The 17,324-nt window shown below is 57.6% G+C and carries 24 protein-coding genes; 10 read left to right on the top strand and 14 right to left on the bottom strand.

Annotation, left to right across the window (positions count from 1 at the left end; translation table 11 throughout):
- The first annotated feature begins 60 nt into the window (after positions 1-60).
- Positions 61-189 (top strand): hypothetical protein, encoded by a 129-nt coding sequence (locus JZX89_RS28760; protein WP_256438088.1) that lies wholly within the window; start codon positions 61-63, stop codon positions 187-189.
- Between the two features lie 5 nt (positions 190-194).
- Here JZX89_RS28760 and JZX89_RS00430 read toward each other — a convergent pair whose 3' ends face one another.
- Positions 195-1,448, bottom strand: a complete 1,254-nt coding sequence (locus JZX89_RS00430; RefSeq protein WP_207132773.1) for an oxidoreductase — start codon at positions 1,446-1,448, stop codon at positions 195-197.
- 52 nt (positions 1,449-1,500) lie between these two features.
- A complete protein-coding gene (locus JZX89_RS00425) occupies positions 1,501-2,160 on the bottom strand; it encodes a S1C family serine protease (protein WP_207132772.1) in 660 nt (219 codons plus the stop codon).
- 178 nt (positions 2,161-2,338) lie between these two features.
- Here JZX89_RS00425 and JZX89_RS00420 point away from each other — a divergent pair, with 178 nt between their 5' ends.
- The 8 genes from JZX89_RS00420 (at position 2,339) to JZX89_RS00385 (ending at position 5,820) form a co-directional block, all read left to right on the top strand.
- On the top strand, positions 2,339-2,578 hold the full coding sequence (locus JZX89_RS00420; protein WP_207132771.1) for a hypothetical protein: 240 nt from the start codon (positions 2,339-2,341) through the stop codon (positions 2,576-2,578).
- A gap of 74 nt (positions 2,579-2,652) precedes the next feature.
- Positions 2,653-2,850: a dehydrogenase gene (locus JZX89_RS00415; RefSeq protein WP_207132770.1), complete on the top strand. Its 198-nt coding sequence runs from the start codon at positions 2,653-2,655 to the stop codon at positions 2,848-2,850.
- Positions 2,851-2,944: 94 nt separating this feature from the next.
- Positions 2,945-3,316, top strand: coding sequence for a hypothetical protein (locus JZX89_RS00410; RefSeq protein ID WP_246746640.1), 372 nt, complete (start codon positions 2,945-2,947; stop codon positions 3,314-3,316).
- 2 nt (positions 3,317-3,318) lie between these two features.
- Positions 3,319-3,981 carry an SOS response-associated peptidase gene (locus JZX89_RS00405; protein WP_207132768.1) on the top strand — a complete coding sequence of 221 codons (663 nt, stop codon included), beginning with the start codon at positions 3,319-3,321 and terminating at the stop codon, positions 3,979-3,981.
- Positions 3,982-3,990: 9 nt separating this feature from the next.
- On the top strand, positions 3,991-4,404 hold the full coding sequence (locus JZX89_RS00400; RefSeq protein WP_207132767.1) for a hypothetical protein: 414 nt from the start codon (positions 3,991-3,993) through the stop codon (positions 4,402-4,404).
- 277 nt (positions 4,405-4,681) lie between these two features.
- Positions 4,682-4,918: a DUF6894 family protein gene (locus JZX89_RS00395; RefSeq protein WP_207132766.1), complete on the top strand. Its 237-nt coding sequence runs from the start codon at positions 4,682-4,684 to the stop codon at positions 4,916-4,918.
- Positions 4,919-5,031: 113 nt separating this feature from the next.
- Positions 5,032-5,349: a hypothetical protein gene (locus JZX89_RS00390; protein WP_207132765.1), complete on the top strand. Its 318-nt coding sequence runs from the start codon at positions 5,032-5,034 to the stop codon at positions 5,347-5,349.
- A gap of 222 nt (positions 5,350-5,571) precedes the next feature.
- Complete coding sequence (locus tag JZX89_RS00385) at positions 5,572-5,820, top strand: hypothetical protein (RefSeq protein ID WP_207132764.1); 249 nt, start codon at positions 5,572-5,574, stop codon at positions 5,818-5,820.
- 18 nt (positions 5,821-5,838) lie between these two features.
- Here the strand turns inward: JZX89_RS00385 and JZX89_RS00380 are convergent, their stop codons facing one another.
- From JZX89_RS00380 to JZX89_RS00370, 3 genes are all read right to left on the bottom strand, one after another.
- Positions 5,839-6,183: a hypothetical protein gene (locus tag JZX89_RS00380; protein ID WP_207132763.1), complete on the bottom strand. Its 345-nt coding sequence runs from the start codon at positions 6,181-6,183 to the stop codon at positions 5,839-5,841.
- Positions 6,184-6,300: 117 nt separating this feature from the next.
- Positions 6,301-6,540: a hypothetical protein gene (locus JZX89_RS00375; protein ID WP_207132762.1), complete on the bottom strand. Its 240-nt coding sequence runs from the start codon at positions 6,538-6,540 to the stop codon at positions 6,301-6,303.
- Positions 6,537-7,460, bottom strand: coding sequence for a glycoside hydrolase family protein (locus tag JZX89_RS00370; protein ID WP_207132761.1), 924 nt, complete (start codon positions 7,458-7,460; stop codon positions 6,537-6,539). Before JZX89_RS00370 ends, JZX89_RS00375 begins: the two co-directional genes overlap by 4 nt.
- A gap of 481 nt (positions 7,461-7,941) precedes the next feature.
- Between JZX89_RS00370 and JZX89_RS00365 the strand changes: the two genes are divergently transcribed.
- The gene (locus JZX89_RS00365; protein ID WP_207132760.1) at positions 7,942-8,811 is read left to right on the top strand and encodes an FkbM family methyltransferase; all 870 of its coding nucleotides are present in this window, start codon (positions 7,942-7,944) and stop codon (positions 8,809-8,811) included.
- 23 nt (positions 8,812-8,834) lie between these two features.
- On the opposite strand, the gene JZX89_RS00360 is transcribed toward JZX89_RS00365, so the two are convergent.
- The 9 genes from JZX89_RS00360 to JZX89_RS00320 are packed head-to-tail and all read right to left on the bottom strand — an operon-like array spanning position 8,835 to position 17,308.
- Complete coding sequence (locus JZX89_RS00360) at positions 8,835-9,206, bottom strand: hypothetical protein (protein ID WP_207132759.1); 372 nt, start codon at positions 9,204-9,206, stop codon at positions 8,835-8,837.
- Complete coding sequence (locus JZX89_RS28455) at positions 9,203-10,849, bottom strand: fusion protein (protein ID WP_246746639.1); 1,647 nt, start codon at positions 10,847-10,849, stop codon at positions 9,203-9,205. The genes JZX89_RS00360 and JZX89_RS28455 overlap by 4 nt, the downstream gene beginning before the upstream one ends.
- Positions 10,849-11,058, bottom strand: coding sequence for a hypothetical protein (locus JZX89_RS00350; protein WP_207132758.1), 210 nt, complete (start codon positions 11,056-11,058; stop codon positions 10,849-10,851). The genes JZX89_RS28455 and JZX89_RS00350 overlap by 1 nt, the downstream gene beginning before the upstream one ends.
- A 9-nt stretch (positions 11,059-11,067) precedes the next feature.
- On the bottom strand, positions 11,068-12,603 hold the full coding sequence (locus JZX89_RS00345) for a hypothetical protein (RefSeq protein WP_207132757.1): 1,536 nt from the start codon (positions 12,601-12,603) through the stop codon (positions 11,068-11,070).
- Complete coding sequence (locus JZX89_RS00340) at positions 12,600-15,104, bottom strand: phage tail protein (protein WP_207132756.1); 2,505 nt, start codon at positions 15,102-15,104, stop codon at positions 12,600-12,602. Before JZX89_RS00340 ends, JZX89_RS00345 begins: the two co-directional genes overlap by 4 nt.
- Before the next feature lie 34 nt (positions 15,105-15,138).
- A complete protein-coding gene (locus JZX89_RS00335; protein WP_246746638.1) occupies positions 15,139-15,582 on the bottom strand; it encodes a GNAT family N-acetyltransferase in 444 nt (147 codons plus the stop codon).
- Positions 15,567-16,103, bottom strand: a complete 537-nt coding sequence (locus tag JZX89_RS00330) for an NUMOD4 motif-containing HNH endonuclease (RefSeq protein ID WP_207132755.1) — start codon at positions 16,101-16,103, stop codon at positions 15,567-15,569. The genes JZX89_RS00335 and JZX89_RS00330 overlap by 16 nt, the downstream gene beginning before the upstream one ends.
- Positions 16,104-16,115: 12 nt before the next feature.
- On the bottom strand, positions 16,116-16,781 hold the full coding sequence (locus JZX89_RS00325; RefSeq protein ID WP_207132754.1) for a hypothetical protein: 666 nt from the start codon (positions 16,779-16,781) through the stop codon (positions 16,116-16,118).
- A gap of 8 nt (positions 16,782-16,789) precedes the next feature.
- Positions 16,790-17,308 (bottom strand): hypothetical protein, encoded by a 519-nt coding sequence (locus tag JZX89_RS00320; RefSeq protein ID WP_246746637.1) that lies wholly within the window; start codon positions 17,306-17,308, stop codon positions 16,790-16,792.
- Positions 17,309-17,324 lie beyond the last annotated feature (16 nt).

Raw genomic sequence — 17,324 nt, 5'->3', positions numbered from 1 at the left:
AACCCGTAGGGTGTGCTTATTGCCATTGTGGTGCCAGCGAATCTTTCACTGGAGCACCAAATGAAGAACTTCCTCAAAATTAAGCATGGTCAGACCGAGGGTGAAGCACGTGGCGCCTTAGCCATTATCGCGCTCACCGTCATCGTAATCACAATCGCCATTATCCTGCGAGGGACGCTCGTGGTGTGACTAGCTCATGCCGCCGCCCTAACCGGCTCATTGTCATTCGCGGCCGCATACCGCCCCGCGACCATCTCCGGCCGAAGCGTGGCGCGTGCCACTTCGCCGAAGCGACGCGAGTATGTAATGACCTTGGCGGATCGTCCGGAGAGCCAGCCGCCGCCGGCAGCGTAGGCATCAGGTGCAGCGAGCGTTTCGTGACGCTCGACATACATCAGCGCCGACTTGCGGCCCTCATCGCTGTGCAGGTGGCCGACGTGAGCGAAGGCATATTTCGAAGCGCCGAACATCTCGCGAAACAGGCCTGCCAGCGTTGCGTCAACGTTGTTGATTCCCCGTTTATGGCCGTGGTGATACATGAGGAGAGTGTCGCCCCACTTGTAGGCGTAGTAGAGCATCGGGCTGGTATCGACGGTTACTCGTGGCTCGTTTTCGTAGATCGTCGCCAGAAGCTCTCGCACCCATATGGACGACGCCGGGTCATGATTGCCAGAGGCCATGACGACGTGAACGTGCTTATGCTTTTGGAGCAGCATGTCGACGACGCGGCGCAGCGTTCGGATAACGACGCGGACTACTTTGTGAAGCCGAGAATCGGCGTCTAGAACGTGCTTATGCGCCGGCGTCACGCTCTCAAGGGCGTCATGGTGCAAGAGGTCGCCAAGCTGCGCGAGAACGGCTGTGTGCGCCCGCGGAGCGCCCGCCACAGCAGCGGCGAACCAATCCAACAGCAACTGCTCGGCCAGCCTCAGATCGTAGTCGGCGCCCGTTTCTTCGCGATGCGCCAGCATTCCGAAATGGCTGTCGGACACAACGAACTGGTTGAGCAGGTCTTCTTCGACGTGCTGCGGGGCAGGCATTATCGTGATGCGAGGCAGATTTTCCTTGAGGCCGTCGACCATCGCGCGGAAAGCGGCCAACTGCCCTTCCTGCTCCACTGCCGTCTTCTGCCACTGCTGGATAACGCGCCCCTCAGCATCGACGAGTGCAGACACGCCTTTGACAACGTGACCGGTCGGCAGTGCGAACTTCTCGCCGCGCTCCTGCGTCTGCTGGATGAATGTCCCGCTCGGCGTGTTGCTGATTTTGCTGATCCGGAAGCCAGGCAGCACCGGTTCAGTGCCAAGCAGGCCAACCTCAGCGGCGCGGCGGATGCTTTCGGAAAGCGCAGACTTCTTGATGCCAAGGACGGCAGCGGCCTTCTTCAAGGTGCCGTGCTCTTTGTAGGCGTCGGCTCTTCGACGCAGTTCTTCTGTGGGTAGAGGCATGCAGTCTCCTCGATGTGGTGGTGAAGGCCGCTTGGTGGGCGGCCTGATTGTTTTACTTCCGCGCCAGCAACTCACAAACAGCAGTCGAAGGCACAACATATCCGAAGCCAACAAGCGAGCCTGAGAAGCCAATCGGCGCAGCCATCACGCCGACAGTTATGCCGATCAGGTCGCCGTTGTCCGCGTAGACTGGACCGCCGCTCTGGCCCATCACAGTCGTGATGTCGGTTACGTAGACGGACTTCCACGGACCTGTTTCGCGAGGCTCGCCGGCAATCTTGCCGTAGGCGGCGACAAATTCGATTTTCAGGGGATTGCCGTAAGCAACGATAGGATCGCCAGCCTTAACACCATGACAGGCCAGTTTGGCGACGCCGAGGCCTTCCGACGACGTGCGCAGCAGTGCAATGTCATTGGCCTTGTTGACCCAAAGGACATCAGCCTTACGAAGAGCGCCGCCCTTCGCTTTCACCTGGACTTCCTTCGCATCGCCGACGACGTGCGCAGCAGTGACTATGAAGCCGTCGCCGATATGGACGCCGGAACCGTGTCCGTTTTCGAGATGGATCTTAACTGTGGCCGTTTCGGTTGCGGCGGATGTTGGTGGTGGAAGGAGCGCATAGGCGGCCGCAGAGGTCGCAGCGACGACGAGAAACAAAGCAACGAGGAATGCGCGTGGCGACACAATACGCCGCATGAAACGTCTGAGCATGATTGTCCCCTCTTTCTGGCGTCCGTGCGCCAATGTGGTGGTCCCGGTTGGTTGCCGAGCGGCTGGTGAAGCCGATAGTTAATCTATACTGTTTTTACAAATTTGTCAAGATTCCAAGACTCCGCTTGACACCACCCTAAAATGAGAACATTTGTAGAACAAACTTGGAGTGAGCAAAATGGCAGACGCTGAGAAAATCATTGTCGTGCAGTTCAAACACAGCCGTGGCGGAGTAGTTCCGGGCGAAATGCGGCAAGCGTCCAATCAAGCATCCGCTGAGAAAATCGCGAGCGCGATGGCTCCACGCCACGTAGGCGTTGCGGCGTATGCTGTCATCGTGGACGAGGAAAGTGGCACCATGGCAAACCCGCGTCTGCTGGTCTCACACGGGCAAATTGCCGACTTGATGCCAGACTGATTTTACCGGCGTGGGGGCGCGCGCCTTTCTAAACAGGGAAAGATTTTGACACTCTGAAGCAGGAGAATGAGAAAGTGCGCCCAGAAAGACGAGAACCGGCGGATCCGGTAGACCACATCATTGCATGGCACGATGGCGATAGCCGTGCTGCCATCGAGACCTTGATGGAAGATATCCAGCATTTGCGGATGCAGCTCGCGCTGGCCACGGCTGCCATGGGCAAGGGATTTACGAGGGGATGGAAGCCGGACGCTGAGCGAGATGCCACCTAGAGAAGCATATACGCTGTCAGATTATGGCGGGGAGCCAGTATGCGTCTTGTGCGAGGACTGCGAGCTTCTCAAGTCTATAAGCTCAGCAGAACTAATGATCGAGTTTGGCGACTTACAGATGCCGACGATGTTGGAAAAAATATCTCAGGAGGTCTTCAAGTGCCCAAAGCCTATGGAAGGCTTCTCTGGACGGTGCAGGCTCAGATACCACACTCGATCCGGCAGCCTCATGGAAGCTTTGAAACAAGCGCCGCCGCCGCCCGTTAAGGTCGGGGAAATACGAAACTGGGAAATTGTCGTTGCCAAGTGCAATTACTGCGGCCACGTTTCGAATGTCCCGCACTGGCAACTGAACCGCGTGGCCAAGGCCGACACCACTGTAGACGATCTAGCCAAGCGGCTGAAATGCAAACGGTGCAACGTCAAGGGTGATGTGAAGATCACCATAGCCAAGATGCCGAGGTGAGTATGTGTAATCTGTACCGCGTGAAGACCAATCAGGAATCTATCCGCGACATCGCGGGGATCATGCAGGAACGGCTTAACCTGGAGCCTGATGTTGAGGTCTATCCAGACCGGCCGGCGCCAGTGGTGCGCAACGGAGAGAGCGGCCGTGAGTTTGTCGGCCTGACGTGGGGCATGCCATCGCCTCAGTTCGTCACACAAGGCAAACCCGACACAGGCGTGACCAATATCCGCAACGTCACCTCTCCGCACTGGCGAAGATGGCTGCGACCGGAGAACCGGTGCGTAGTGCCATGGACCACATTTTGCGAATGGGAAGACACCAAGCCTCGTAAGACGAAGCGCTGGTTTGCGTTGAATGAGGAAACGCCCCTCGCCTTCTTCGCCGGCATCTGGACCGACTGGCACGGCGTCCGCGGATCGATGAAGAACCCGCGCGAGGGAGACCACCAGCTTTATGCTTTCCTCACGACGGAGCCGAACAGCATCGTCAAACCGATCCACCCGAAGGCAATGCCGGTCATTCTGACGAACAAGGATGAAGTGGAGCTTTGGCTGACAGCGCCATGGGAAGAAGCGAAGGAGCTTCAACGGCCGTTGCCAGATGATGGGTTGGTTCTGCTGCCGGTAGAAAGCGAAAGCAGGACGGCCGATCTATTCGGATAGGAGGCGAACATGCATATTCGTCCATACCTGCTTGAGAAGCATGGCGTCTATGTAAAATCCCCGCTGGAAGACGGTGACTTCGTCGGAGCGACAAAAGCCATCCACGAAGATATTGATCCACGCTTAATGGCAGAAGTCGATCAAGAATCGGACCTCACCGCCTACTCTGGATATGTGGCGACCGAATTATTCGCCGACGACGACGACATACCGACCGGGGCAAAGATGGAAATCCTGTTTAGCGAACGGAAGGGGATTGCCGCTCTGCTCTACGATCACCCCAAGATTTCAGGCGCATTTATCGAATGGGTGTTTTGCACGTCTCCAGATGATGCGTTGACGGAGTGGAGAAGAAAAGTCCGTTGGCCTTTGATCGAGACGTCACGCGGCCCTGTAGAGATTATTGGAGATGCGCAGCTGTGAGCGACCAAAACAATAAAGTCGGAGACGGCATCCATGAAAACCACTGGTGTGAGCATCCAGGCTGTAAGGCGTGGGGCGGATTCGGCTACAGCCGATCGAAGGCTGAAAAGTCCTCTTGGCATTGCTGGGAGCACTTTCCGTATAAGGAGCCGTCAGAGGGGCTCGAAGGGTGCCGAGCGTTCGGTTTCCGCTCGATCGAGACTTGGAGCTACGGAACCATACCAAGTGACTGCTCGTTGGTACCGAGATTCTCTGAACGCATGCCGGGAATATCGCTATGCCACGGTACTTTTTCCACGTTCGAGACGCTGAAGGTCTCTCAGTGGATATGGAGGGGGCAATTCTCTTAACTGATGAACAGGCCAGACAAGAGGCCGTTCAAGCCGCAAGAGAAATGCTCTCTGAAAAAATTCTCAAGGACGAAGTTGTAGATGGCAGCTCTTTTGAAGTTATTCGCGGCGACGGCCATTTGATCGCGAGAATCCCCCTTAAATCTGTCATCCGCTTTAAGTAACTCTTGGCGCGTCATCACGCCCCACCACAGAGATTTTGCACATAGACTCTTCGCTTATCTCGTGCTCTCATTTAAGGCGGAGAGGACATAAATCAGGCGGGAGGGCTGAACGTATGCCTAAGGGGCTTATTTCAGAGTTGGAGAAAGCGGCGTCGGACGTACCGAACCTCACTTCCCACCAAATGAGAACGTTGCTGAATAGAACGATCGATATGGTTCAACGACTTCACGAGGAAGTACCGGGCGAGCCGATCAATCGTGATTTGATAAGCTATCTCCACACCGCATCTTCGGAGACCGGAGAGCTCTCCGAAGATGAAAAGGTGAATGTATTGCTCGATGCAGCGGAAGGTATACGCATGCTTTTATCGAATCGACCAACGAGTTTTGGCGAGATGCGACAGACGAGTGAAAGAAACTGCGAGCGATAAGCTTTTGCATGGATAGGAGAGTGATCTTCTTATGAAGCGCCCCCAGCCTCCCCGCGAACGCGCGGCCCGGGCTTTGTGTCGATTGAGCGACGTACCAGAGAATACCGCATTCAACCATCGGCCTATGTGGGAGAGCTTCTTGCCGGAGGTAGACGCGGTACTTGAAGCAGCGTTGGGGTCGGATGAGCTTGATCGGATGAAACGAGACGAGGGCTCAAATTGATGGGAAAGAAACACGATCCGATCGAAGAGATCATTGAGGTTATGGCCAACATGCAGGCCGCCAACAATACGGCGTTGATCGCTCTCGCGAATACGCTGGAAGATGCCGGCGCGATGAAGCTGAAAGATTACAAGAAAGCCCTTCGTCAGGCATCGGGAGACCTCGCGCACAACGGCGCAATCGGTCCGGCGGCTCTCTTGGAAGATCTGGCTGAAATGATGAAACGAGACGAGGTGAAGAAGCAGTAGCGCGGCAAGCGGGTTAACTCAGGAGCCCCGCGTCGAACGCGGCTTTGACTGATTTTCAACGATGCGGTCCACGCGCAGCGTCATCTTGTCGACTGCGTCCTTCACGGCGCCGATCGCGCCCATGATCTGCTCTGTCTGTTCTCGAAGGCCGGACTTGGAGACGTACGTTTCGGCCACGTGCAGGCGGTGCGCTGCGAGCTCTTCCCTCGCCAGGGACGCCATTGCTGACGCCGCTGAAGCAGCGCCAGACGCCTCTGTTTTCGCGGCGTTGATCTTGGCGTCGACGTACTTCCAGACGCCGAAGAGAAAGCCGAACACGGTGATAATGAACACCGCGACGGCCATGATCTCGGCGCCGGTCATGGATTTACCCCGCAGAGCTTCTGCAGCTTCTGGTTCTCGATAAGAATCTGGCGCTTCGTTTCCGGCGTCAGGCTGTCCTCAACAGACGGCCGCACCGGTTTCGCGATATAGCAGTAGCTACCGCTTGTCGCGCATCCACTTGCCAAGAGCGTCATCAACGCCAGCGTCATCCAAATTCTTGATTTCATTTTCAACGTCCCCGGCCTTCTTGATGGCCTTGGCATTCGCTGCGGCCTGTTCGTCTTTTGCCGCGGAGCGCCCTGCCCTCTGGCCATACAAAAAGACGCCCGCGAGGATCGCGAGCGCCGCGCCGATTGTGGCTAGATAGCCTTTGAGCTTCGCCCATAAAAGGATCAAACCACCACCTCCTTACCGCGCCAGCTATTCCACCGGCGGGCGATAACATCGCGATTGCGATAGGCGACGTAGCCTACAACCGCCACAAGCACGCCTGCGGCGATCCAGCCCCATGGGAGGCCAGCAGTGAAGGCAAGCAACCCAGAACCAGCCGCAGAGCTCGCGCCTTTTGTAACCACGTCCTTCGCCGCGCCTGCGTCGCGACGAAGCTGTGCGATTGTGGCAGGACCGATGATGCCGTCAGCGATAAGGTGCGGGTGAGCCTTCTGGTATGCGATCACGGCAGCCTTGGTCTTTGCGCCCATCCAACCGTCGATAGCGCCGGGATTGAGGCCAGCAGTCGTGAGCAGCTCCTGCGCTTCCTTCACAACTGGATCCGGTAGCACCGGCGGTTCCGCCGTCACTTCTTTCGTCACGCCAACGCCGGTATAGATACCCTTCTCGAATAGAAGCGCCTCTTCCTTGCGACGGCGCACGAGACCTGGCAGTTTCTTGCCTTTCGCAGTGTTGTAGTTGCTTGCGAGATGAGCGGCGGCCTTCTGGATCTGGCCCTTGCGCCATAGGTCTGCCCACGTCCATTTCATCGCGCCAACGCCGAGATTGAATGTCACAGATGCGGCTGCGTCGAGTTCATGCTGTTTGCGGCTGCCGGGAGATCCAGCAACCACGGCGGGCACGTATTCGGCAGCGAGAACCGCATCAAGGATGGCGTCGCTCTGCGCGGCCGTGATCTTGGTCTTGCCCGGCATAAGCTTCGTGATGCCGATCTTGGCCAGTTCTCGGCGCACTGAATCGCTGCGCATGGTGAACCCGGTTCCGATCGTCGGGACACCGACAGGATCGAGATAGGCGGTGAGAGGATTGCCCTCATGCAGGCGCACGAAAGCCCTCCCCTGTGTGGAGATTTTGGTGATTGGCATTTTGGATTCCTGATTCTTAGGGGTTGTTTCTCGGCGCAGCCAAACGCGCGACATTCATCTGACGTTCATGCGCCAAGAGCCACCTTGCGCGTGGTCGCTCCGCCCAGCGACCTGACAGAGGCCCGCAGCAACACCCAGCCACTGCGGGCCTCTATTTTTTTGCTCTCGAAAATTTGATCATCGAGAAGCCCCACAAATACGGGTTTCTCTGAATCGTGGGCAACTTCTGCGGTTGAAGGGGGCTGGCGACGGCTTTAAGACCGTGCCTGTCGCGCGTCCCCTGAAACAGGCCGCGGCGTGAGGCCTCGTCGCTTGGCGGAGCGGCGGGCCTCTCATTGTTTGGATGCCGGGGCGCTCTGGCTGTTCTCGCCTCCGTTCAAGAAGTGGTACGCAGATCAGAGATCAAGCAGAGATTGAAATGTTCTTCGTGCGAGGCTAAAGCTGAGAAGTTGCTGTTCGGAAGCTTTGTGAGGGTAGACGTTTGACGGGCGAAAACAATAAGAACAAGTCGATCCGCACTCTCGTTGAGAGTTTCCTGCGACGTGCCCCATTCGCTCGATCCGCGTATTCCCGGCTGGATTTGATGCGGGATGAGATCGACGGTCTAAAAAACGCGGTAGACGATGCCTTCAGGCAAGGCGCGGCCTCAGTGGAGTTACCACCCGTCCCGCCAAGCATGCTTGATGAACAACGCCGCCTAGTGCCAAAGCCATCCATCATCCTCGATGTTGGCGCTCATCACGGGCATTCTACGATCGAATATCTCGACGCTTTCCCATCTGCCCGTGTTTTTGCTTTTGAACCAGACGAAGCCAACAATCGCCGAGCGGTAGAACTATTGCGCCCTTATGGAGATCGTGTCCGCTTGTCACGCTTGGGGCTAGCCGAGCACGCCGGCAAAGCCTCGCTTCACATTAACTCGCATGACGGCACCCATTCTCTATTGCCGATTGGCGACATGTCGTATTGGCATGGTCAAGCGAGTGAAATTGAGAAAGTTGATATCGAAACAACCACTCTGGACCGCCTGGCGGCTAGCGAGAGGTGGGATCATATCGACATTCTCAAGATGGACATTCAGGGGGCTGAACTGGCCGCGCTGAAAGGTGGAGCAGGTTTGCTGGCTGCCGGAGCTATCGATTTGCTCTGCCTTGAGGTCGAGTTCGAGCACCTCTATGAAGGACAGCCACTCTTCTGGGACATCGCGGCCTACCTAAACTCGCTCGGCTATCGCCTGTACCGTGTCTATGATTGGCAATACGGATTGAATCGATCGAACGAACTGTGCTGGGCTGATGCGATATTTGTCGGCCCTCGCTTGTTGAGCGAGTCCAGTGGCGTAGGCGGTTGAACTATCGGACGGAGGGTGCCGGGTTACGCCACCGGCCAAGCGATCGGAGTGATCTCGTCAAGGAACTGCTCAACGGATGGCTGCTGGCGCGTACCAGCCTGCACCTTGGTCAACTCACCGTAAGCGTAGAACCAGACGTTATCACGCCACGCGACGAAAGCCTGAGCTTCCGCTGCCCACTTCGGCTTTGTCGATCCAATATAAGACGCCAGCGTCACGCCGTCGCGGAACTGACGCTCTCGAGCCGTGCCGTCGACAAGGTTCTGGATGGCATTATCGTAGTCGGTGATTGTCCGCGCGGGGGGCGGGATTGTTTCCAGTTCAGCGATTTCTTCCGTAGTCAAAGGACGTTCGAGGGTTTCGCCTGTTTCTGCATCAAGAACCTGAATGTTCATCCTCGTATCCCTTCGAATAAAAATTCGCCGTAAGAAAAGACGCCCGATGACGCTATTACCCTGATAGCGTTTCGAGCTACGGAGCTATCTATTTTCTGCCCGATTTGGCGCAGCACCTCTCCCGTAGTTTGGTAATTCTGGCAGCCGACAGAACGAGCGATTCTGGCTTTATTGAAACTGAAAATGGAAACGACACTACCGGCCACGCCGTTACCTAACAGCAGGCCCGGAACCGTCCCGTTTCCTCCGGTAACAGTTCCCGTCCCACTGCCGTCTACGAGGATAAATGGGTACGTTGCGCTCGTTGTGATAAATGTCGCGCCATTATCGGTAGAGGCCTGAATTGCGGCATAGGCGCCGCTGTCTACCGAGAAATCTGCGTGGCACCTAATCGCACGGAACGCCGATAGATTGTTGACTATTGCAGCCGACTGGGTGGCAAGATTAAGGCCTCCTATTGGCTCCCACCCACCCAACAACTGATTGGCTTGCGCAGGCGTTAAGTCCTCAACATTGCCGGTTCCGGCCGTCAGCCGCCCCTTAATCGCAGGCGCAGCGAGCTGCGACAAAAGTGCATTGCTAACCACGTTGTTGGGAGCTTTCTTGATAAGCTTTCCTGTCGCATCGGCGAAAACCGCCAAATCATTATTGGCCACGCCCCCCGCAGGCCCAACAACATCGCCCGTACCGGTGCCATCCGTCCCCTTGCGCGCGAGCAGCCGCCAATAGGCGTCGCTTTCGGTGGGCAATACCGGCGGTGCATTCCCGGTGGTAGATTGCAGCGCAATCCACGTCGAGCCATTGTTGAGGACGATATCATTCGCAGTATAAGCCGTGGCGCCGCTATAGGCACCCCGATCCACGACGCCAGGAGTGCCGGAGCGCGCAAACAGCAGCCACTGGGTATTCTCAGTCGTCGGCAGAGTTGGCGGTGCATTGCCTGTGGTTGCGACTTTGGCAATCCATGTCGAACCACCATATTGAACGATATCGCGGATTGCGTAAGCCGTGCCGGCGCTGTAGTTGCCGCGCTGGTTGACGCCGGCAGGACCAATAGGGCCGGTCACATAGGACGGCGCACTCCAGTCACCCGACGTTGCCGAGTTTTTGAAGTAGATCGCAGACCGGCCGTCTCCGATATCGATAACCAGAACAGAGAAGTCCTTGGCGGCACCGTTGTAAACTGCCCTACCAGCGAGGTTCGGAACCCACTCATCAAACTGAACGCCGTCCTTCAGTTCAAACTTCTTGATCGTGCCGAACACACCGGGACCAATCCCAATCGGGATATCGTCGGTGCCAACCGAGATTTCAGAAAGACTGTCCAGATTGCCATTCGACAGCGAAGCCAGCAGCTGGCGCATAGCCTCGACTGCGGCGATTGTAGGCGAGGTCAGTTCGACCTTGTAAGGCGCGTCCGTCTGGGCTGGACCGGGCCAGTCATCGGCGAGCAATAGTTCCGTGTCGCTGATGATCTGCTCGATGACGATCGGGCGGCCGACATGGATGCCGAACTTGTCCCCGGCCTTGATCGGCGTCAGTCCGGCAACCGCCGTCAGCCAGCCTGTATCCGTGCCGGTCACGGTGCGAGAGCCGACAGCGACGGTTGCCGTGCCGTCGCCGTACCATGTGGTGTTAGCCATTATTCGGATGCTCCGTCGATTTCACCGCGCGCAACGCGCAGGTCGGCATCAAGACCGCTGATCCTGCCGAGAAGGGATTTCTGTTCTTCTTTGAGCATTGCGACATGCTGAGCGAGCAAGAGCGTGCGCTGTTTGAGGAATTCTTCGCGCACTTCCACTTCTTGCAGGGCGACGAGGACTCCGACCTGCATCTGGTTATTAGCTGACATTGATTGATCCTATTTCGGGATGCCGAAGATGTAGTAGCGGATGCCGACGACCGGCGATGATGGATAGGTGTAGGAAACGCTGTAGCTGCCGCCGCCATTGTTGATGACGCGAGCGTAAGCGGCCGCCCCCGAGAAGGTCGTGAACACCGCTGCGTTTGAATTGATTGTCACATACGAGCTATCGCCCGAATCTCTCCAGGGGAACCCGACGGTTGGATGATTGACGCGATATTTGGCAGTGATCGGCGGACGGATCATCTTGGAGTAGGAGTTCTCGCCACCATTCGCCCCCGGCGAAGCGGAATGCACCGTCATGTAACGGACGATCGGGTAGAAGTTGGTCGTGTCGATCGGGATCGGTGTGTTCTGTGCGCCACCGCCAACACCGAAATATCCCTGCGCCAGTAGCGAGATTGCGGGCCAGCGGCTATCGACGATGATGTCCGCAAAGGCAGGCGGATTGCCGGCACCTGGTCGAAGGAATTGGATAACGTCTTCGCCATTCTCTTCGAACATGCGGAAGACATCGTTGTCGCCGGCCGTCTGCGACGTCTGGTCGAAAGCCACGACCATGAACCGCGCTCGGCAACCGCCATTCGGATTGCTGAAGTAGAGACGGTTACCGGCAATACGCCAGTCCGCGCCGCTTTGTGCCTCGTGGGGGTTGGCAGGATAGATGATGGTGCCGCCGGTGTAGAAGTTGACGATGCACATGGTGCCATCGGGCACGGCCATCGGCAGGACATATTCCGAACCGCCCGATGGTACAAAGATGTCATCGGCGGCCACGATCTTCGTCGGCCTGTTGCTGCTGTCAAAAGCGAGCTGCGTGCCAAAGGCCGTATCGACGTTATAGCCGGGCTTTGCGACCTTGAGGCCGGAACTGTCGAGGTTGACGGCAAAATGCTCCGGGTTGGGCTGCATCGGCTGCGCATCGATAATGCCGGCCTCGTCACCGGGCAGGTTCCACACGACAAGCTCATTCGTCAGATAATTGTAGTTTCCAGAACTGACCGGACCAAACATGTTCGACAACTGAAGAATGTCGCCGACGGTGCGGTAATTGGCGTCCACCAAAGTTCGGTTGTTGGTTTTCCAACCAAAGTCGCTTTGATCGTTGAGCGGCATCACAGTCGCGATCCGCTCACCACGGCTTTCGTATCCGTAGGTACTCACGATTGATCGGGCGTTGACGTAGTAATTGTCTGTGGTGCGCCGGATCAACACCTCAAAAAGCGGAAGGGTGTAATTCAGACCGGGGAAATAGGCGGCACGGTAAAATACGCGATTTTGCGAGGTGTCGGATGGAAAGCGCCAGCTTCGCAACGTGAAGTTATCATTGCTGGAGCCGGGCGGATAATTATATTCGCCGTCCCGAAATGGCTGGGTGTCACGGCCGGCAATTTGCGCCTGGACGGCGAATTTGGAATTATACGAAAACGCCCCCAACGTGCTGTCATGGGTCATCCCCGGATCATATGCGCCCTTGGTGATCTTGACGCTCCCGACACCCTCGTAGTCTAATCCGATATGTAGTTGTTTCATGCTGAGCGGATCCTCATACGACCGTTTGTGACGTCGATCATCATCTTGCCGTTGAAGCCTTCGATGAGGCCGGACTTGATGCGGCGAATGTTCGCGGCGAGAAGGGTAAGTTCACCATTCTCGAACACGAATGGACGCTCCACATTTGCGTCATCATCACTCACCATGACGACCTGCCCGGCCTTCATGATGATGCGCGTTGGACTGGACGGGTTCGCCGGCACATCCATCAGGAATGAAGCCGCGCGGTACTGGCCATCATTGACGGCAGCAACGATGCCGTATCGAGCAGCATAACCGGTCGGCGCCGCAACAGCAGCCCAGGCAACATTGACGAACGCTGAGCTGCCACCCAACGCCGCCGTCAGTGTTTCCACCTTGCCAGCGACAGCCATGGTTTCGTTAACCGCAAGCTGGATATCCTCGCGATATTCAGCGCGTGCGGCGCCAAGCTCCACAGACAGCTCTCTGGCAAGTTTACGGGTGTCCTTATAGGCAACCGTTGACAGCTCCATCTGAGCGGCTATGAGGCCGTCTATGGCGTCCTGCGCTGTTCTGGTGCTGTTGCGAAGCCAGCCGAGAGCGTCTTTAATGCCGGTAAGATCGATGTCTACGTAAACGTCGAGATCAGACAGCAGCACGTTCGGCGTGATGACCGGGATAAAGCCCGACCATAAAACAGGCCTGTCGCCACCGGGGATATAGCGCCCACGAACGACGTAGCTCTCATTCGGTAACAGGCCTTGCGATATGAGCATCGAGCCAGCTTGCGGCTGGTCTGTCCTGCCTTCTGTGACCTTCTCCAGGGTTGCCTGTAACCGGATCTCGTATTCAATACCGATCACGTCATCGAGACGGCCGTCGCTGTTGTCCCACGTCAGCCGGATTGCCGGCCTGCGATCCTGACCAGCGCTGTCCTTGACCGTCGCAGGTTCCGCATACCAATCGATTATCGGCTGAGGCGTCGGGCGAATGACACCAAGCTGGCCGTCAACCGGTGGCTTGAACTCGGTGTCGCTGCTCCAGTCGTAGTCAGCCGGGTCAACTTCGGTGATGTCGATCATCAGATCGAGGTTGGCACGATCGGCGACACCGTCGATCCGCATCAGTTTCGCAATGTAGCCGTTGCGCTCAGACGTCCAAGAAAACACCGTTCCTGGTGTCGCATAAGCCCAGAACATGGGCGGCAGTACAATCGTGTGCCGGCGGAAGCGGCGAGCCTCTTCCAGCGCAGACTTCATCAGGCGCTGCACCTGCTCCGGATACGGAACAAAATTCAGATCGACGTCGGCCATCAGGCGGCGGTTGCCGTCGATCGCTTCAAGGTCCGCCCGATAGAGCGGCGGTGCGGTCTTGGCGACCCAGCCATCGGCAGGCGAAGGATAGTTGGCCGAAACGCCGTTGATGGTGTCAGCCAGACCGAGGAACGGCGTAAACTCCTGCTCTTCTGTCGACAGGATATCATCGTCGGTAAAAGCGATGACAGGAGCGTCAGGAGCACCAGAATGAAGATAGTAGACGCCGCCGACTTCCGAAATCCTGCCTTGGCAAGCCGTTAGTAGCGCTTCGACGGCGGAGGTCAGAGGCGCATCAACCTGAATTTCACCGCCGCTGCGATAGGTGTTCACCCAGCCCGTCGATTCCAGCGTACCTGCTCGATGCTTCTCGATCTGGGCAATCCACGCCGGCGCAGGAAGGCGTGACGAGGAAAGGTTCTGCAAACCATAGAACCACTGGCCGTTGTAGGTGATGCCGCGCAGCAGATTGTAAATCTGTACTGCCGGCAGGAAGTCACCGTCTCCGCCCCACGTCGCCGGATCGGCAAAGCGTTGCGGACCAACGCCGCCTTGGGTGCTGTCACGCGAGATATCGTAAAGGCGCAGGCCCTCAATCACGAACTTGAAGGACGGAACGCCCGAAAACATGTTCTTCGAGACGCGAGCCGTTACGATCGCATAAGCAACGCCGCGCCCGATGCGATCCGGGTTCCACCACCTGTTGCCGTTCGAAACGGACGTGAACAGGAAGCTGTCCGCCGTCGTCTGCGTGCCGTCGTAGAACTTGACCCAGAGACTGTCGGGATACTCGTTGACTGCATAGCCGCGATCCGTCAGGCCGCCGAGCGTCGCGCGTTCGCCATTGACCCAGACTTCCGCAAGGCCGCGCACGGGCAGATCCGACAGCGCAATCACCTGCGTCAGATAGGCGTTCGGTGTGTCGCCGTCATGCCCCCACGTATTGACGAACACGAGAGAGCCAGCAGTCGCAGTGCGACCGAGGATAAAGGAGCGCGAGATATCGCCGCCGCCTTGCAGTGTGCCGTTGATCGAGAATGTCGGATCTTTGGGCTTGCCGGCGAGCGACTGGGCGAGCAGGCTGACGCCGACACCTACAGCCGTTTTCAGCAGGAAAGAGCCAACGACACCTAGGCCACCAATAAAACTGGAGACAGCAGTAATAGCGCTGCCGATCGCCGCTGCGATGCCAGAAAAGATAGCCATCGATTTTCCTTGGGATGCGCGATGCGCGCGGCCGCTAAAGCGGCTTCATGAAATGTGTCTCGACAGCGCTGTAGCCGCGCCGTTCGTAGAGGCTGGAGACGTCATTGGTTGCCAGCGAAGCCATGCCGGCAGAGACGCAGCCGACCGATCGCGCCCACGTCTCATAAGCATCAAGCATCTTGATGGCGCCTCGGCCTCGCGCTTCTGGCGTTACGAACCAGACCGTTTCCTTGGCAATGCGACCTGCGCCGAAGGGGTGCTCAAAAGCACACGCCATCAACAGCCCCTGCGCAGGCTCACCAGCAACGAGAACGCACGCCAACGGCGAAGCCAGATGTTGCTGAAAAAGTCGATCGGCATAAGCCGCCTGAAACGGAAATGTGAAGCCAGCGGCCTCATGGCTCTCACGCAGGAGCGCCACAACGCGGTCGCGATCCCCTGCGGCGGCGAAGCGGACGTCCATCAGAGAGGTATCCAAGTTTTCATCCGCCTGATCATGCGAACGTTTGCTGACGTGACACCAAATCGACGGGCGACATGCGGGTTTGGTTCCGAAGATTCTCTGATCTCGGAGACATCATCCCACGTCAGCTTGCGCAGGTGCGATCGTTCGCCCCTGTTATGAGTTCCGTGGCCCTCACGGTCACGCTGATTTTCAGTTGGGGTAGCCCAGCGCACGTTCTCGGGCGTGTTGTTGGTAAAGTCGCCGTCATTGTGTGCGACCACGCTCTTCTCAGGCGTCGGCTGCGGCCCATTGAACGCCGCACAGACGAGCCTGTGGACATATGCCTTGAACGACCTGCCTTCGGCTTGCATGCGGACTGTGGCGTACCCGTCGCGGTAATCGAACTTCATGACGGCGCCGCGTCGGCGCACTGTCGTTTTCCTGCCGTCGCCGTAATCTCGTGTTACCGTTCGATTGACGGACCGAACTCGTCCAAGGTTCGAAACCTCATAGAATCCCTCAAAGCCGCAGACCGGCAGCCAAGCCTCAGCCATCCAAAATCTCCTCTAAAATATACCTAAAAATTTGCGGCGCTTCGGCTGCGTGGCGACCTTGCCCTTCTCCGAACCCCAGAAGAACTCCCACTCCGACGAGGTGTCAGCATCTGTGTAGAACGCATCGCCTGCCTGCCGCAGCACCTGCGTGGCGTGGCTCCGCGTCGCGGGATTAGAGCGTGTCATTTCCTGCGTGTGGCTGGCGCAAACCATCGTCACGCTGCCCTCTTCGTTCTCGGAGGGCGTGCTGATCGTGATGGTGTCAACGAAGCCAACGAAGCGGCATTCAGCCGGCGCCACCATCTGGCGACTGTCCGGATCGAACAATCCTCGGAAGATCTCGACGCGGGCCTGTCGGCAATCATACTGCCGCACAAGCGTCTGAACGTGCTCGCTGACCTGGGACAGGCGGATATTGACGTTCTGCACCGACAGATTGGCGACAAGCGGAATGTCGTCGATCTGCACCAGCGTGCCGGAGCCATACCAGTCACGCGTGACAGGCAAGCCCGTGTCCGGATGAACCACAGCCGCAGTCACGTTGCCGACGTCCGACCACATACCATCGGTAACCGGCGCACCAGTTGCCCGATCGCGCGCGACAAACCAGAGGAAGTCACGCGCCACCAGTTGCCGCGCCTCAAGCGCAGCAAGGTTTTCTGCTGAGATGTTTCTCATGATACCCCTTAGCGGGCTTCAATCGCCTGAAACGTGACTGTGCCACGACCCGTTGCCACGTCGGCAGTTGTCGAAATCGATCCCGGCACGATCGCCATGATGCAGGAAGGCTTGACCAGTGTAGCGGTGACAGGTGCCGTAACGCCCGGCCACAGATGCGGGCGAACCTCAAACTGCGTTGTCACGCCGCCTGCGCTGGCCGTCATAGGCTCCATCACCATATGCAGGTCTTTGTCGCCGATCTGGACGTAATCGCCTACCGAGACCTTGTAGCCAGCCGGCAGGCCGGAGAGAGAGACAGCCTTGCGGTTGCTCGCAATCGTAGCCACCTGCCCCACCCCGGCGAATGCGCCGCCGGTTGGCCAGCTGCCATCGGGATATGCCACCGGGAAGCAACGCGACTTCGGGAAGGCGCGGAAGGTCTTGAGGCCGTTCTCCAGGCTGGTCAGTCGCGCACGCCAATAGTCCAGCTCGTTAGGCTTCATCGAGCGCGATTGCGCCGTCATCTGCCAAAGCGGCGAGCCCATGTCCTTGACTATCGTT

The sequence above is a fragment of the Agrobacterium burrii genome, from assembly GCF_017313405.1.
In the GTDB taxonomy this organism is placed as follows: domain Bacteria; phylum Pseudomonadota; class Alphaproteobacteria; order Rhizobiales; family Rhizobiaceae; genus Agrobacterium; species Agrobacterium burrii.
This window is presented reverse-complemented; position numbering and strand designations above follow the sequence as displayed.

Excerpts from the sequence above, each read along its gene's own strand:
- JZX89_RS00410 (WP_246746640.1), top strand. The coding sequence starts at position 2,945 with ATGATCGAGTTTGGCGACTTACAGATGCCGACGATGTTGGAAAAAATA.
- JZX89_RS00360 (WP_207132759.1), bottom strand. The coding sequence starts at position 9,206 with ATGAACATTCAGGTTCTTGATGCAGAAACAGGCGAAACCCTCGAACGT.
- JZX89_RS00400 (WP_207132767.1), top strand. The coding sequence starts at position 3,991 with ATGCATATTCGTCCATACCTGCTTGAGAAGCATGGCGTCTATGTAAAA.
- JZX89_RS28760 (WP_256438088.1), top strand. The coding sequence starts at position 61 with ATGAAGAACTTCCTCAAAATTAAGCATGGTCAGACCGAGGGTGAAGCA.
- JZX89_RS00390 (WP_207132765.1), top strand. The coding sequence starts at position 5,032 with ATGCCTAAGGGGCTTATTTCAGAGTTGGAGAAAGCGGCGTCGGACGTA.
- JZX89_RS00420 (WP_207132771.1), top strand. The coding sequence starts at position 2,339 with ATGGCAGACGCTGAGAAAATCATTGTCGTGCAGTTCAAACACAGCCGT.
- JZX89_RS00320 (WP_246746637.1), bottom strand. The coding sequence starts at position 17,308 with ATGGGCTCGCCGCTTTGGCAGATGACGGCGCAATCGCGCTCGATGAAG.
- JZX89_RS00370 (WP_207132761.1), bottom strand. The coding sequence starts at position 7,460 with ATGCCAATCACCAAAATCTCCACACAGGGGAGGGCTTTCGTGCGCCTG.
- JZX89_RS00425 (WP_207132772.1), bottom strand. The coding sequence starts at position 2,160 with ATGCTCAGACGTTTCATGCGGCGTATTGTGTCGCCACGCGCATTCCTC.
- JZX89_RS00330 (WP_207132755.1), bottom strand. The coding sequence starts at position 16,103 with ATGGCTGAGGCTTGGCTGCCGGTCTGCGGCTTTGAGGGATTCTATGAG.
- JZX89_RS00380 (WP_207132763.1), bottom strand. The coding sequence starts at position 6,183 with ATGACCGGCGCCGAGATCATGGCCGTCGCGGTGTTCATTATCACCGTG.
- JZX89_RS00325 (WP_207132754.1), bottom strand. The coding sequence starts at position 16,781 with ATGAGAAACATCTCAGCAGAAAACCTTGCTGCGCTTGAGGCGCGGCAA.
- JZX89_RS00340 (WP_207132756.1), bottom strand. The coding sequence starts at position 15,104 with ATGGCTATCTTTTCTGGCATCGCAGCGGCGATCGGCAGCGCTATTACT.
- JZX89_RS00385 (WP_207132764.1), top strand. The coding sequence starts at position 5,572 with ATGGGAAAGAAACACGATCCGATCGAAGAGATCATTGAGGTTATGGCC.
- JZX89_RS00405 (WP_207132768.1), top strand. The coding sequence starts at position 3,319 with ATGTGTAATCTGTACCGCGTGAAGACCAATCAGGAATCTATCCGCGAC.
- JZX89_RS00395 (WP_207132766.1), top strand. The coding sequence starts at position 4,682 with ATGCCACGGTACTTTTTCCACGTTCGAGACGCTGAAGGTCTCTCAGTG.
- JZX89_RS00345 (WP_207132757.1), bottom strand. The coding sequence starts at position 12,603 with ATGAAACAACTACATATCGGATTAGACTACGAGGGTGTCGGGAGCGTC.
- JZX89_RS00430 (WP_207132773.1), bottom strand. The coding sequence starts at position 1,448 with ATGCCTCTACCCACAGAAGAACTGCGTCGAAGAGCCGACGCCTACAAA.
- JZX89_RS00350 (WP_207132758.1), bottom strand. The coding sequence starts at position 11,058 with ATGTCAGCTAATAACCAGATGCAGGTCGGAGTCCTCGTCGCCCTGCAA.
- JZX89_RS28455 (WP_246746639.1), bottom strand. The coding sequence starts at position 10,849 with ATGGCTAACACCACATGGTACGGCGACGGCACGGCAACCGTCGCTGTC.